This is a genomic window from Deinococcus sp. Marseille-Q6407, assembly GCF_946848805.1.
Classification (GTDB): Bacteria; Deinococcota; Deinococci; order Deinococcales; family Deinococcaceae; genus Deinococcus.
Genome location: NZ_CAMPFU010000002.1, coordinates 116,707 through 129,751, shown reverse-complemented (window position 1 = coordinate 129,751; position 13,045 = coordinate 116,707). Strand labels below are relative to the sequence as shown.

The 13,045-nt window shown below is 68.7% G+C and carries 13 protein-coding genes; 7 read left to right on the top strand and 6 right to left on the bottom strand.

Going from position 1 to position 13,045, the window contains the following annotated elements:
• Positions 1-42 precede the first annotated feature (42 nt).
• The gene (map, locus tag OCI36_RS02665; RefSeq protein ID WP_261663537.1) at positions 43-816 is read right to left on the bottom strand and encodes a type I methionyl aminopeptidase; all 774 of its coding nucleotides are present in this window, start codon (positions 814-816) and stop codon (positions 43-45) included.
• Between the two features lie 131 nt (positions 817-947).
• Between map and OCI36_RS02660 the strand changes: the two genes are divergently transcribed.
• The 4 genes from OCI36_RS02660 (at position 948) to OCI36_RS02645 (ending at position 4,279) form a co-directional block, all read left to right on the top strand.
• The gene (locus OCI36_RS02660; protein WP_261663536.1) at positions 948-1,265 is read left to right on the top strand and encodes a hypothetical protein; all 318 of its coding nucleotides are present in this window, start codon (positions 948-950) and stop codon (positions 1,263-1,265) included.
• Between the two features lie 215 nt (positions 1,266-1,480).
• The gene (locus OCI36_RS02655; RefSeq protein WP_261664361.1) at positions 1,481-2,806 is read left to right on the top strand and encodes an MFS transporter; all 1,326 of its coding nucleotides are present in this window, start codon (positions 1,481-1,483) and stop codon (positions 2,804-2,806) included.
• A gap of 43 nt (positions 2,807-2,849) precedes the next feature.
• Complete coding sequence (locus OCI36_RS02650) at positions 2,850-2,993, top strand: hypothetical protein (protein ID WP_261663535.1); 144 nt, start codon at positions 2,850-2,852, stop codon at positions 2,991-2,993.
• A 101-nt stretch (positions 2,994-3,094) separates the two neighbouring features.
• Positions 3,095-4,279, top strand: a complete 1,185-nt coding sequence (locus tag OCI36_RS02645; protein ID WP_261663534.1) for an LCP family protein — start codon at positions 3,095-3,097, stop codon at positions 4,277-4,279.
• 30 nt (positions 4,280-4,309) lie between these two features.
• On the opposite strand, the gene OCI36_RS02640 is transcribed toward OCI36_RS02645, so the two are convergent.
• The 4 genes from OCI36_RS02640 to OCI36_RS02625 form a co-directional block, all read right to left on the bottom strand.
• A complete protein-coding gene (locus OCI36_RS02640; protein WP_261663533.1) occupies positions 4,310-5,170 on the bottom strand; it encodes a serine/threonine-protein kinase in 861 nt (286 codons plus the stop codon).
• A gap of 108 nt (positions 5,171-5,278) precedes the next feature.
• Positions 5,279-7,447 carry a S8 family serine peptidase gene (locus tag OCI36_RS02635; protein WP_261663532.1) on the bottom strand — a complete coding sequence of 723 codons (2,169 nt, stop codon included), beginning with the start codon at positions 7,445-7,447 and terminating at the stop codon, positions 5,279-5,281.
• Positions 7,448-7,614: 167 nt separating this feature from the next.
• Positions 7,615-8,511: a glucodextranase DOMON-like domain-containing protein gene (locus OCI36_RS02630; RefSeq protein WP_261663531.1), complete on the bottom strand. Its 897-nt coding sequence runs from the start codon at positions 8,509-8,511 to the stop codon at positions 7,615-7,617.
• Entirely contained in the window at positions 8,508-9,224 is a 717-nt protein-coding gene (locus tag OCI36_RS02625; RefSeq protein ID WP_261663530.1) for an ABC transporter ATP-binding protein, read from the bottom strand. The genes OCI36_RS02630 and OCI36_RS02625 overlap by 4 nt, the downstream gene beginning before the upstream one ends.
• 129 nt (positions 9,225-9,353) lie before the next feature.
• On the opposite strand from OCI36_RS02625, the gene OCI36_RS02620 reads away from it, so the two are divergent.
• From OCI36_RS02620 to OCI36_RS02610, 3 genes are read left to right on the top strand one after another with little or no spacing between them, the layout of a single operon-like run.
• Positions 9,354-9,869: a penicillin-binding protein gene (locus tag OCI36_RS02620; RefSeq protein ID WP_315941233.1), complete on the top strand. Its 516-nt coding sequence runs from the start codon at positions 9,354-9,356 to the stop codon at positions 9,867-9,869.
• A gap of 28 nt (positions 9,870-9,897) precedes the next feature.
• A complete protein-coding gene (locus tag OCI36_RS02615) occupies positions 9,898-10,524 on the top strand; it encodes a GNAT family N-acetyltransferase (protein ID WP_261663529.1) in 627 nt (208 codons plus the stop codon).
• The gene (locus tag OCI36_RS02610; protein ID WP_261663528.1) at positions 10,521-11,435 is read left to right on the top strand and encodes an NAD(P)-dependent oxidoreductase; all 915 of its coding nucleotides are present in this window, start codon (positions 10,521-10,523) and stop codon (positions 11,433-11,435) included. Before OCI36_RS02615 ends, OCI36_RS02610 begins: the two co-directional genes overlap by 4 nt.
• Positions 11,436-11,533: 98 nt before the next feature.
• On the opposite strand, the gene OCI36_RS02605 is transcribed toward OCI36_RS02610, so the two are convergent.
• Positions 11,534-13,021, bottom strand: a complete 1,488-nt coding sequence (locus tag OCI36_RS02605) for an alanine/glycine:cation symporter family protein (RefSeq protein WP_261663527.1) — start codon at positions 13,019-13,021, stop codon at positions 11,534-11,536.
• Positions 13,022-13,045 lie beyond the last annotated feature (24 nt).

Genomic DNA, 13,045 nt, shown 5'->3' with positions numbered 1-13,045 from the left:
CGGAGCGGCAGGCACCGGCCGGGCGCGGTGGGAGCGGCCCGCTCAGACAGTCAGCAGGTCGGCGCCCTTCTTGGTCACGACCAGGGTGTGCTCGAACTGCGCCGAGGGCCGGCGGTCACGGGTCACCACGGTCCAGCCGTCGCTGAGCAACTCGGTTTCGGCGGTGCCCAGGTTCAGCATCGGCTCGATGGTAAAGACCATGCCTTCTTCCAGCTTCATGCCGGTGTAGCGCACGCCCTTGTGAAACACGGTGGGGTCTTCGTGCAGGTCGTGGCCAATGCCGTGTCCGGTGTATTCCTCCACCACCGAGTAACCGCGCGGCTCGGCAATTTCCTGAATGGCCGCGCCGATGTCGCCCAGGCGCGAGCCGGCCCGCACAGTGGCGATGCCGGCGTCCATCGCTTCGCGGGTGGTGTCCACTAGGCCCTGCACCTCGGGGGTTACCTGGCCTACGGTGTAGGTGTAGCAGGCGTCACCATAAAAGCCGTCCAGCAGTACGCCGATGTCCATGCCCACGATGTCGCCGTCTCTCAGCTCACGGCTGTCGGGAATGCCGTGGCAGATCGTCTCGTTCACGCTGGCGCAGATGGTGCCGGGAAAGGGGTTGGACTTGGGACCGTAGCCCAGGTAGGCGGGCAGCGCCCCGGCCGCACGGATATGCTCCTCGGCGATGCGGTCCAGCTCGGCCAGGGAGGCCCCCGGCTTGATGTAAGGGTCCAGCACCCGGAAGGTTTCGGCCACCAGCCCGCCGGCCCGGCGCATGATTTCGATGTCTTTTGGCCGCTTGATGGAAACTCGTCTTCTCAGTGCACTCATAACGCTCTAGCCTAGCGCAGCTGCCCTGCCCCAGCGAGGCACAGGTCGCGTTGTGAACGGAAGATGATGGCAGATCGGGTCGGGCACCGCCCTTGCCCGCTCGGGCGCCCAGAGGGCCTATGCTGAGCCTGATGACCCTGCCTCCGCCCGACTTGCCCCCCGGCGCTCCGGCCGACCTGCTGACCGGCGAAGTTCCACCGGCGCTGTTCGACCTGGCTGTCAACCGGGCCAGTGCGGCGCTGCGAGGACTCCACGGCGAGGCCGAGCAGCGGGCGCTGCGGCAGTGGCACGCCCGGACCCGCTTTGCCCGGCGAGTGCCGCTGGCCGAGGTGGCACGTGCCCTGGCCCTGCGGCCACCGCAGAACGGACGGGAAGAAGAGAGCGGGCCCTGGCACTGGGCCGGTGGGCCAGAGGGCCACTGGCAGCCGGGCAAGGCACCTTTTCCCTGAGCTACCTTTGAGCCGCCTTTTCCTGAGCTGGCAGCGGAGCGGGGCGTAAGCTGAAGCGCATGGTTCCATCTCTTCCCGATGACCGAGAGGCCACCGACCCGGCAACCGCGGGCCAAGCCGCTGGGGCTCAGCCGGCGCCGGGCGGGTCGGCCACGCCTCCACCCGGCTCCCCACCGCCCGGCACCCCTTCTGGTGAAGGCGGCAGCAGTGGCGTGATGGGCTGGCTGCGGCGCACTTTCAGCGCCCTGGCCCATCCCCTGTTTCGGCGTTACTGGCTCTCGCAGCTGCTGAGCCTGATCGGCACCTGGATGCAGACCACGGCGCAGCAGTATCTGGTGCTGGAGCTGACCGGCGGCAGTTCGGCGGCGCTGGGCTGGGTGACGGCGGTGCAGTTTGCCCCCAGCCTGCTGTTCTCGCTGTTTGCGGGGGCTATCGTGGACCGGATGCCCCGGCGCACCGTGCTGCTGCTGACCCAGACCGGTTTTCTGTTCACGGCCGCCACCTTGGCCGTAACCACCCACCTGCAGGTGGTCACGCTGCCGCTGGTGCTGGCGCTGGCTTTTGTGCACGGTATCGCCCAGGCTTTCGATATGCCGGCCCGCCAGAGCACTGTGGTGGACCTGGTGCCGCGCAGCAGCGTGGCCAACGCCATTGCCCTCAACAGTTTCTCGTTCAATGTCAGCCGCACCACCGGGCAGGCGCTGTTCGGCATCGTGGTGGCGGCCGGGGTGGCGCTGCTGGCCGGCGGCAACCCCAACGCCCTGTCGCGGCTGGCCCTGCCCTACTACCTGAACGTGGCTTCCTTTTTCCTGGTGATGTACGTGATCGCCACCATGCCCTTTCCGCCGCGTGAGACGGCACCGCGCGGCAGCATGCTGGAACAGATCGGTGACGGGCTGCGCTACGTGCGCGGCAACCGTGACGTCTCCAGCGTGATGTGGCTGGTGGGGCTGCTCAGCCTGACCGTCATCAACTTCAACATCATGATTCCGTACTTTACCCGCGAGGTCTTTGGGGCACGGGAAGCGGCCTTCGGGCTGATGAGCGCTGTGTTCGGTCTGGGCGCCGTGGGCGGGGCACTTTATCAGGCCAGCAAGCCCAACCCGGTGCGCTTTCTGCGGCTGGGCGCCGTGATCGTGGTGGCCGCCACAGCAGCGTTCGCCTGGGTGCCGGGGCCACAGCTGGGGCTGCCGGTGCTGGTGCTGGCCGGCTTTGGCATGCTGAGCTTTCTGGTCAGCGCCAACAGCACGGTGCAGCTGATTATCCCCGACCAGCTGCGGGGGCGGGTCATGAGCCTCTATTCCTTCGTGCTGACCGGCATGGGCCCGATCAGCGCGCTGTTCGTCAGTTACATGATCGGCAAAAGCGGTCCCCTGGGCCCGCACTGGGGCCTGAGCGTGGTCGCCGCCCTGGGGGGCCTCAGCCTGATAGCGCTGTGGGGGCGGCTGCCGCGCTCGCTCTCACGGCCCGGAGCGCCGGCGCCCGGGGCACTCAACCCTGAAGCAAACAGTTCTGAAACGAGCGGTTCCCAGGCACCATAAACGTCGGCTGGTCCAAATGTGCCCCCGGATGTATTCTGGGGCCATGCAAGCCCACAAATTCAGCCTGCCCCGGATCATCGTCCTGGTCACCCTGGGCGCAGCCCTGGGCCTCGTTGCTGCGACGTACTTTGACGCCCGCCGGGGCCTGCCGGGTCAGGACGACAGCGAGACACCGCTGTTCATCTGACGCTGTTCATCTGATTCCGGCTGCAGCCGGAGGCGGGCGGCGCTGAAGACACGCCGGCGGGAACGCCGTTTCTCACGCGCCCGCGCTCTACACTGCGTGACGTGCGTGTGAGTTTCATTGTCCCTGGCCTGCTTCTGGCCGCTTTTCTGGCGCTGCTGGCCCCGGCGGCTCCGGCACTGGCCCGTTACGGCGCGGTGCCCAGGCCAGCCGACCACCCGCTGAATATTCTGCTGGCCGGTGTGACCCCCAAGTACCCGCCCAGCGCGGTGTGGCCCTACCCGGCCGCTCCCGAGGACTTCAGCGGCCTGACCGACACCATCATGCTGGCGCAAGTTTACCCGGACGGCCGAGTCAAGCTGTTGTCGGTGCCGCGCGATTCCTGGGTGGAGATTCCCGGCGTGGGCATGAGCAAGATCAACGCCAGCAACCCACGCGGCGGCCCCGAACTGCTGATGGAGACGGTGGGCGACCTGACCGGCCTGACGGTGGACGGCTACGCCCTGCTCTCGCTGCACGCGGCCCGCGCCATGACCGACGCCGCCGGCGGCGTGACGGTGGAGGTCAAACAGCCGATGCGCTACGACGACGATGCCGGCAAACTGCACATCAACCTGCAGCCGGGTACCCAGCAGCTGAACGGTGAGCAGATGGAAGGGTTTTTGCGCTTCCGCAAGGACCGCCTGGGCGATATCGGGCGGGTGGCCCGGCAGCAGCAGTTCGTGGCCGCCTTCTCGGACCAGATGAAGCGCCCGCTGAACTGGTGGCGCTGGCCAGTGGTGGCCGGGGCACTGAACGCCAACACCAAATCCAACCTGCGCCGCGACGAGGTAGGGGCTCTCCTGGCGGCCGCGCTGCATGGCCCCAAGGTGAACACCTACCTGGTGCCAGGCAATTTTGGTGCCCACGGCACCTGGGCGGTGGACCGGCCGGCGCTGGAAGAACTGATCGCGCAGGAATTTTCCGGCGAAGGGTCGGGCCGGGCGCAGAGCAGCAGCGGCGGCGACGCGGCACCGGCCGCCAGCCTCAACACCGATATGAGCATCACCATTCTGAACGTGGGCGCGCCTGCAGGCAGTGCCGGGCGGCTGGCCGAGCAACTAAGAGGTCAGGGGTTCAGCCGGGTCAACGTGGGCAACGGCGAGGGAACAGTGCCAGTGACGCAGTTCCAGGGACCAGAGGCTGCACAGGTCCAGCGCCGGCTGGGTTTCGGGGAGGCTGACCCTACGCCCAACCCGGACGGCAGCGACCTGGTGATTCGCTTGGGCGCCGACGTGCCGCAGCCCTAAACCCCAACCCCAGGTCAGGGCCGCCCCCGCTCAGCGGTCCAGCCGCAGCGGGGGCGCTGGCTGAGCGGCCGGCGCTGGCAACTCCTCACGCCAGTTCAACAGTTCACCGCGCACCGCTGCGGCTGAAGCCGGGCGGCCCTGGGCGCGGGGCTGCAGCAGCTGCCGAATCAGGGTTTGTGCTTCTGCCTGGAAGAAGGGCTCAGGGCAGACATCAGAGCTGCCACTGGAGAGTTCTGCCTCAGGAGCTAAAGCATCCAGATCAAGGATGTCCGTGTCGGGGTCTGGCTCGGGCAGGGCGCCCCAGAGCCCCCAGTACAGCAGCAGGCCAACGCCATACAGGTCGCTGGCCGTGCCCAGTTCGCCGCCAGCCTGGGCCTCGGGGCTCTGAAAGGCAGGCGTGCCCACCCGGGCGTGCAGCGGTTCGTCCAGCGGCCCGCTGAGGTCGTAATCCACCAGAATCGCCCGCCCAGACGGCTGCACCAGAATATTGTCGGGTTTCACGTCACGGTGCAGCATCCCTAACTGGTGCATGTGATCCAGGCCGTCCAGCACATCGGCCAGGGTGGTCAGGTAAGCGTAGGGCTCGCAGCGCAGCGCCGGGCGGCGGCGGTAATGGGCCAGCAGCGTCTCGCCCGGCACCCAGCTCATGACCAGCGCGGGGTAATCGTCCAGCCAGGTCAGCCGGCCCACCCGCGAGAGCCGGGGGTGCCGGAAACGGCTACCGACTTCCAGCTCGCGCTGGGCATGGTCCAGCAGCTGCGGCTGAAACAGCTTGACCGTACACGGCTGCCCACTGGCCGTGACCGCTAGATAGGCCACCGAGTGCGAACCGTTACCCACCGGCCGCACCAGCCGGATTCCACCTTCGAGCTGTCTGCCCGCCAGCGCCATGTCTCACAGGCTAGCGCAGTACCTCCGGCAGAGGCTGACGGCCAGATGAACGCTGGCAGAACAAGGCGAGGACGCGCAAAGAGGCAGCAGCCGGCCTTCTCCGCGCCCTCAGCGCACCTGCAGGGGACTCAGCTGCACCTCAGGCTGCTCGGCACTCAGAGTGGCGGAAGTGTTCACGCCGCCTTCACCGTATTCGCCGGCCACGCCGTTGCCGTTGAAGTCGTGCCCGGCCCGCAGGACATAGGTGCCGGTGCCCAGATAGGCGGTAAAGCGGCCTTGCTCGTCCAGCGCCGGCTGGTAGCTCTGGCCCCGGTCCGACTGCAGCGAGAACCCGGCTGCGCGGCTGACGGCGGGGGCCTCCAGGGCGGCGGCAGGGTTGATCATGCCGTAGCCGAAATACTCGTCGCGGCCGGCCGGACCCAGGTCGGTGGCGGTATCGAACATCCGGGCTTCGGTGTCCTCAGGGCCGTGGGTGACGCCCTTAGACAGCAGCAGGGCGGCCAGCGCGCTCACCTGCGGCGCCGCCTGCGAGGTGCCGGCCTGGTAGGCGTAGCGCGGCTCGTTTTTGGCATAGTCCCAGTCGGTGGAGAAGATCTGGTCGGGCGCGGGTTTGTCGTTCAGCCGGCCGCCGTTGTAGGTGGTGCCCTCTGCCGTGCCGCCCGGCGCGCTGAGGCGCACTTCAGCGTAATGATCGGAAAACTCGGAGTGGCGCGGCGCCGAGGCGCCCGAAAGGGTCACACTGCCCACCGCCACCGCGCCGGGACAGGCAGCCGGATACACCTGCGAGGAAGAATAGTAATTGCCGGCTGCCGCGACCACCACAGCGCCGGCAGCGCGGGCTTCAGCCACCGCGTCGCACAGAGGCCGGGCTTCTGCGGCGCTGATCGGCCCACCCAGACTGAGGTTAATGACCTGAGCCGGGGCCGGATTCTGGAAAGTCTGCCCGCCCAGCGTCACCGGCTGACCCACCGCGTAGCGCAGGCCGGCGGCCACCTGGGCCACGTCCGTATTCCCGGCAGCGTCAATCACCCGCACCGGCAAAATCTTGACCGGCGCGCGGTAGGCGGCACCCACCACCCCACTGGTGCTCCATTTGGAGTTAGCAACCGCCTGTTCACCCCAGCGGGCCGCGATGATGCCGCTGACGTGGGTGCCGTGGCTGTGGTCGGTGCGGCGCGGGGCGGCCGGGTCGGTAGGATCGCGGTCCGGGCCGTCACCGTCGCCGTTGTCGTAGCCAGCCTGTCCCTCGGCAGCGGGGGTAAAGTCCAGCACGTCCAGGGCACCTTCAGCCGGGGTCAGCGGCTGGCCCTGCAGGTCAGGGTGGTCGTAGCGCACCCCGGTGTCCAGCACCGCCACCGTGACCGGGCGGGTGTAGCCGCCGGCTTCCATGTCGCGCCAGACAGCGCCGTAGCCCAGCGTCCGGTAAGCCCATTGCAGCGACGCGTACTGGTCGGTGGGGATTACCGGCTGCGCCAGAGCATTCGTCTGGGTGCCGGCTGGTTGGGTGCCTTCCGCCTGTGTACCTGCCGGCTGCATACCCGCTGGCTGGATAGCTGGCCCATCCACCTGCTGCGTGCTCAGCGGGGCGCTCAGCACGGCGTATTCCACCGCCGGGTCCTGCTGCAGGGCCGTCAGGAGGGCCTGCGGGTCGGCCGGGCGTGCCAGCAGGGTCTGAGCACCCAGCCGCGCCACCGGCTGCGCGGCCCCGGCCCGCTGCCAGCGCTGCAGCGACTGCGCCGACAGCTGCCGCGCCGAGCCGGCGGTGTCCGGCGTCAGCGACTGGGCCCCGGCCTGTTCGGCACTTCCAGCCTGTCCAGCGCCCTGACCCAGCCGGGCGCCGACTGCCTGCGCCACCGCCGCCGAGCGGTATTTCACGATGACCTGACGGGCCGGCCCAGCTGCGGCCGGCTGCACCGTTCCAGCCTGCACCAGAGCGTCGGCGCCGGTCACGGCCGGCCACCGGATCTGCCCACTCAGCGAGTAACGCCGGGCCTGCACCGGCCAGCGCGAGGTAACCCACGTCGCGCTGCCCGGAGCCTGCCAGCGTACCTTAATCACGTCGCTCAGCTGCGGTTCGGCGGCAGTGGGCTGTATGCCCACGTTGCGGTCAGCCTGCACCCGCAGCGACAGCGGGGTGCCAGCGCTTCCGGCAAAACTGCTCGGCTTGAGCCAGACCGGCACCTTCTCAATCTGCCAGTTGCCGCTGAAAGCTTTGTCAATCTGGCCGCTTTCAGCGTAGCCCAGGTCCAGCGTGACCTCGCCGGCTGCCGGCGTCATGCAGCCGCCGCAGCCGTCACTCAGCGGAGCGGCCGCCTGCCGGCACCCCAGCAGAAGCGCAGGAAAAAGACCGGCCAGAACCAGTCGGGAACGCCAGCGGGCAGTTAACATCCCTTCAGCATGGCCCAAACGGAGCGGCGGAGGATAAAACGCCGCCGCCAACTTTCTCATTTCCGGGCGGGCGGGCGCAGTTCTTGCTCACGCGGCGTGCGCCACAGGGTGATGGACGCCGCAGCCGCCAGAGCGAGGCTCAGCAGGCCCAGGCCCCACAGCAACCAGGGCCGAAGGTCACTCAGACGGCCCACCGGGGCCAGCACGCCCAGATTGAACGGCTGCGGCGAGTCCTCGGCCATCAGGACATCCAGCGGCACTGGCACCGAAGCGCTGTCCTGCGACGTAGTCACCGCAAAGTTGCCGCTGCCGCCGGGCGCCAGCACCCCGCCGGACGACAGCGGCGAGTACACCGAACTGGTCACCCAGTAGAGGTAACGGCCGCGCGGCAAATCAGTGTCAATGATCAGGGCATTGCCCTCGGTGCGGACCCGCGCGGGGGGCGGCAGTTCCGGGCCAGCCGGTTCCGGGGCGCTAGCGTTGGCGTCAGGTGCCCCGCTGCCGTCTGCTGCCACCGCCGCAGCATGGGTCCAGCGGCTGCCAAAGCCGGTCACGCGCAGGTGATACTGCCAGCCCCCGCCCTCGGTGCGCAGGCGCAGGTCGCCCAGATCGGTCTCGCCACCCCGGCGGGTGCCTACAAAGATGTCCAGCGTCTGTGCCGAGAAGCCGCCCAGCGCGTTCCAGGGATTGGCCAGCTGCCCGAACTCGGTGCGGAAAGTCAGGTACTTGCCGCGCGGCCAGACCTCGAACGAGCGCAGGTCCAGCGCTTCCGGGGCAATGGCCGGCTGACGCGGCAGCTGCGCGGTGCCGCCGCCGTGCGCGTCGCCGGCCGGGTCAACGACGCGCAGCAGCGGTTCCTGCTGCCCAGCCAGCGCCGGACTCAGGCCGGGCAGCAGGGCCACGGGCAGCAGAGCAGCGGCCCAGACAGAAGCGAGGCGAGCTGACCTCTTCATGCGCTCAGCACTCCGTCTACCAGATGCAGGCTGCGGTCGGCCTGCGCCGCCAGACCAGCGTCGTGGGTGACCAGCAGCACGCCGGTGCCCTGGCGGCGGGCCAGGTCAAACATCAGCCCGGCGGCAGCGCGGGCGTTTGCCTGGTCCAGGCTGCCGGTGGGTTCGTCGGCCAACAGAGCGCGGGGCCGGGACGCCAGCGCCCGCGCAATGGCGATGCGTTGCCGCTCGCCGCCGCTCAGCACGCCGGTGCTTTCATGGCCGCGTCCGCCCAGGCCCACAGCGTCCAGCAGCTCCTGAATGCGCGTCCCGGCGCCGGGTTGCCCGGCCAGCAGCAGCGGCACTTCCAGATTCTCGGCCACGCTGAGGTCTTCCAGCAGGTAATGGTGCTGGAACACGAACCCCAGCGACGCCGCCCGCAGCGACGCCCGCGCCTGGGTGTTCAGGGTGTCTATCCGAGTATTCCCCCACCACACCTCGCCGCTGCCTGGGGTATCCAGCCCGCCCAGCAGATGCAGTAGGGTGGATTTCCCGCTGCCCGACGGCCCGGTCACCGCCACCACCTCGCCGGGCGCCACCGCCAGGCTGACCCCGCGCAGCACCGGGCGCTCCCCGAAAGAATGGGACACCTCGGCGGCGTACAGGGCGGCATTGGCCGCCGGGGCAGGCGGCGCGGGGTAGGCAGCGGGAGCGGGGCCGGACTTCACAGCCGCCATGCTAGAGCATGCGGGCGCTGACAGGAGATCACCTCTGCGCTGAGCCCGGCCTTGCCTGCTGCCTGCCGCCTGTTGCTATGTGCGGCCACTCCTCACCCCCGCGTCACCTGCCGCTGGCAGACTGGCACTATGGCTTCCGAGTTTGCCTCCCGCCCCACATCTGCCTTGCACCAGCTTTCACTGCACCGGCTGGCCCGCCACGCGCCGCTGGTCACCCTGCTGCTGACGCTGGGGCTGCCTTCCGCCCAGGCCAAGGTGCGGCTGGGCGATCCCTTACCGGCACACCCCTGGACAGCGCAGGAACGCGAGCTGGTGGTGGTGTACGGCGCCGGCTGCGGCGACATGGGCCACCTCTGGGACGCCGCACTGGCCAGCGGCCTGCCGGTGCGGGCAGTGTTCGCGGAAGGAGACTTTTACCGCACCGCTCAGGCGCCGGTCACGCCCTGGCGCGGCGCGGACGCCACCCGCTTTGCCCGGCAGCTGCACGTGGCGCAGTACCCCACCATCCTGCTGGTAGAAGGTGGGCGTCTGATGAACCTCTGGGAAGGCACTTTTGCCGCCAGCGAGGTGCCTGCCGGCGAAGCTCAGGCGCGGGCCAGGGCAGCAGCCAGGGCAGCCAAAGACTCCGTCCAGGCCCGCCCGTAAACGGCCACTGAAGCCTTAGACTAGTCGGGTGTTTCGCCGCTCTGCTACCTCGCCGCCACAACCGGCCGCCGCCTGGGGCCGGGTCGAGCTGCTGGGGCTGACGCAGCTGTCCGGCACCGACTGGCGGGCGCTGCACGCCCTGTACCGCGACCTGGAGCTGTCGCGGCTGAACGCCGCCGAACCCACCCGGATTCCCCGCTGGCTGTTCCGGATCATACTGCTGGCCGAGCAGGGCCGCGAGCGGATGAGCTTTGGGGTGATGATCGGCGGGCAGCTGGCCGGCAATGCCGAACTGTACGCCTTTAGCCCGGCGTGGCCGGCGGCCCCGGTGCGTGCCACTCTGGGCGTGATGCTGGCGCCGGGCTACTGGGGGCGGGGCTACGGCCAGGACACGCTCAACGCTCTGCTGGCCTGGGAGTTCGGGGAAGCGGCCGGCAGCAGCCTGGAGCCGCCGCTGGAGCGCATCCGCCTGACCACCCTGGGCAGCAACAAGCGGGCCCAGACTGCCTTCGCCCGGGCCGGCTTCGAGGAAAAGGGCCGTTTCCAGCAACGCGGCCACACCGAGGTGAACATGGAACTGCGCCGCGAGGACTGGCTAGCCCGGCACCGGCAGCCGCCGTTTTCCCCCTCATCCCCTTCCGGAGGACCCGTATGAGAGTGATTGTTCCTGATCTGCCCGCCTTTGAGAGCCTGGAAAAACACGGTGCCGAACTGCTGAGATTTCGCCCGCGGGATGGCCAGACCTTCGAGCAGGCCGATGGGCTGGTCTTGCTGTTCGGTCCCGGCCGGGAGCAGCGCCGCGCCCTGCTGCAAACGCCGGGGCTGCAATGGGTGCTGACCCTGACCGCCGGCATAGACCACCTCACCCCCGACCTGCCAGCGGGCGTGCGGCTGTTCAACGCGAACGCCCTGCATGCCCCGGCGGTGGCGGTGCATGTGGTCAGCGGCCTGCTGGCCGCCGCGCGGCAGCTCCACACCTACCGTGATCAACAACGTGGCCGCGATCAGCAGCACAGTGGCCGCTGGCAGCGCTGGCCAGAGCGGATGCACACCCTGCGCGGCCAGAAATTGGCGCTGTGGGGCTACGGCCACATCGGCCGCGAGATTGAGCGGTTGCTGACTCCGTTTGGCGCCGAGGTGCTGACGGTCCGCAGCCACACCGGCGAGCAGGAAAAGGCCAATATCCGTGCCCAGGCCGATTATCTGGTCCTGCTGCTGCCCAGCACGCCGGACACGCAGGGCAGTGTGAACGCCGAATTCCTGCGCGGGATGCGGCCGGGCGCCTGGCTCTACAACATCGGGCGCGGCGACCTGCTGGTGCAGGATGATCTGGTCGCGGCGCTGCAAGGCCACCTCGGCGGCGCCATTCTGGATGTCACCGACCCCGAGCCGCTGCCGCCGGAACACCCACTGTGGCGCCTGGACAACGTCATCCTGACGCCGCACGTGGGCAGCGCCACCGCCGATCTGGAACAGCGGGCCGCCGACTACACCGGCGCCTTTCTCCAGACGCTGCTGCAGGGCCGCCAGCCGGACGGTGAGGTAGACACCGGGCGCGGGTACTGACCGCCCCGGGGCCCCTCACCTGATAAATGAGCGGCGGGGAGGGAGAAAGAGGCGTGGCAGCCTCTGACCCTCCCTCCCCGCCGCTGCAGGACCATGGCTCAGGGAGCCGGGTGATCCTCGGCCGCGCGGCGACTTTCGAAGTCACGGCGGATCTCGGCCCACAGCGGCGCGTTGTGGACCCCATTGGCCTCGGCGTCGTAGACCGGATCGCGGCCGGCCCGCTTCTGGGCCTCGTAGTCGCGCAGGGCGGCCAGAGCAGGCTTTTGCAGGAACAGGATGCCGATGATGTTCAGCCAGGCTATGACGCCCACGCCCAGGTCACCCATCGCCCAGGCCACGTCGGCGGTCCGCAGGCAGCCGTAGACGACCATGCCGATCAGCACCAGCTTGAGAATGGGCAGCGCCCAGTCCATCTTCACGCTGCGGCCGAGGTAACGGATGTTGGTTTCGGCGATGTAGTAGTAGGCCAAGATGGTCGTGAAGGCGAACAGGAACAGCGCCACCGCCACGAAGGTGGCACCGATGCCCGGCATGATGTTTTCCATGGCGATCTGCACGTAGCCGGGGCCGGCGGCCACACCTGCCACGCCCTGGTGCAAGAAGCCCTCGGCATTGTTGGGGTCCTGCACGTTGTACATGCCGGTGCTCAGCAGCATGAAGCCGGTGGCCGAGCAGACCAGCAGGGTGTCCACATACACCGAGAACGCCTGCACCAGCCCCTGCTTGGCCGGGTGCGAAACGTTGGCGGCGGCGGCGGGGTGCGGGCCGGTGCCCTGCCCGGCCTCGTTGGAGTACACGCCGCGCTTGACGCCCCAGGCCACGGCCTGACCGAGAATGGCCCCGAACGCCGCGTCCGGCCCGAACGCCGAGCGGAAAATCAGCGACAGGGTTTCCGGCAGCTGCCCGATGTTCATCAGCACCACGATGATGGCCACCAGAATGTAGGCCCCCGCCATGAACGGCACGATCACCTCGGCGGCAGACGCGATGCGCTTGACCCCACCGAAGATAATGAAGGCCAGAACCACGGCCAGCACGCCGGCGGTGTAGGCGGGCGATAGGCTCAGCGCGGTGTCCATGGCGGTGGCGATGGAGTTGGCCTGCACGCCCGGCAGCAGCAGCCCGCAGGCGATGGCTGCGCTAATGGCGAACAGCACGCCGTACCATTTCTGGCCCAGGCCCTTTTCAAAGTAGTAGGCCGGGCCGCCGATGTAGTGGCCACTGCTGTCCTTTTCCTTATAGATCTGGCCCAGCACCGATTCCACAAAAGCGGTGCTGGCGCCCAGGAAAGCCACCATCCACATCCAGAACAACGCACCGGGGCCGCCGAAGGTAATGGCGGTGGCGACCCCGGCGATGTTGCCGGTACCGACCCGCCCGGCCAGCGCCATCGCCAGCGCCTGGAAAGAGGACACCCCTTCGTTGGAGCTGCGGCCGTCGCGCAGCAGCCGCAGCATCTCGCCGAAATGCCGCACCTGCAAGAAGCCTGTCCGCAGAGAAAAATAAAGCCCGACACCCAGGCACAGGTAAATCAGGGCTGGGCTCCAGACCCAGCCGTTCAGCGTGTTGACCAGTGTTTCAAACATGCTTGCACTCCAAAAGGGGGGATT

What these genes read in the sequence shown, in the direction of transcription:
- OCI36_RS02630 (WP_261663531.1), bottom strand. Translation starts at nt 8,511, where the DNA reads ATGAAGAGGTCAGCTCGCCTCGCTTCTGTCTGGGCCGCTGCTCTGCTG.
- OCI36_RS02655 (WP_261664361.1), top strand. Translation starts at nt 1,481, where the DNA reads ATGGGCTGGCTGCGGCGCACTTTCAGCGCCCTGGCCCATCCCCTGTTT.
- OCI36_RS02605 (WP_261663527.1), bottom strand. Translation starts at nt 13,021, where the DNA reads ATGTTTGAAACACTGGTCAACACGCTGAACGGCTGGGTCTGGAGCCCA.
- OCI36_RS02625 (WP_261663530.1), bottom strand. Translation starts at nt 9,224, where the DNA reads ATGGCGGCTGTGAAGTCCGGCCCCGCTCCCGCTGCCTACCCCGCGCCG.
- OCI36_RS02650 (WP_261663535.1), top strand. Translation starts at nt 2,850, where the DNA reads ATGCAAGCCCACAAATTCAGCCTGCCCCGGATCATCGTCCTGGTCACC.
- OCI36_RS02610 (WP_261663528.1), top strand. Translation starts at nt 10,521, where the DNA reads ATGAGAGTGATTGTTCCTGATCTGCCCGCCTTTGAGAGCCTGGAAAAA.
- OCI36_RS02660 (WP_261663536.1), top strand. Translation starts at nt 948, where the DNA reads ATGACCCTGCCTCCGCCCGACTTGCCCCCCGGCGCTCCGGCCGACCTG.
- OCI36_RS02620 (WP_315941233.1), top strand. Translation starts at nt 9,354, where the DNA reads ATGGCTTCCGAGTTTGCCTCCCGCCCCACATCTGCCTTGCACCAGCTT.
- OCI36_RS02640 (WP_261663533.1), bottom strand. Translation starts at nt 5,170, where the DNA reads ATGGCGCTGGCGGGCAGACAGCTCGAAGGTGGAATCCGGCTGGTGCGG.
- OCI36_RS02635 (WP_261663532.1), bottom strand. Translation starts at nt 7,447, where the DNA reads ATGACGCCGGCAGCCGGCGAGGTCACGCTGGACCTGGGCTACGCTGAA.
- map (WP_261663537.1), bottom strand. Translation starts at nt 816, where the DNA reads ATGAGTGCACTGAGAAGACGAGTTTCCATCAAGCGGCCAAAAGACATC.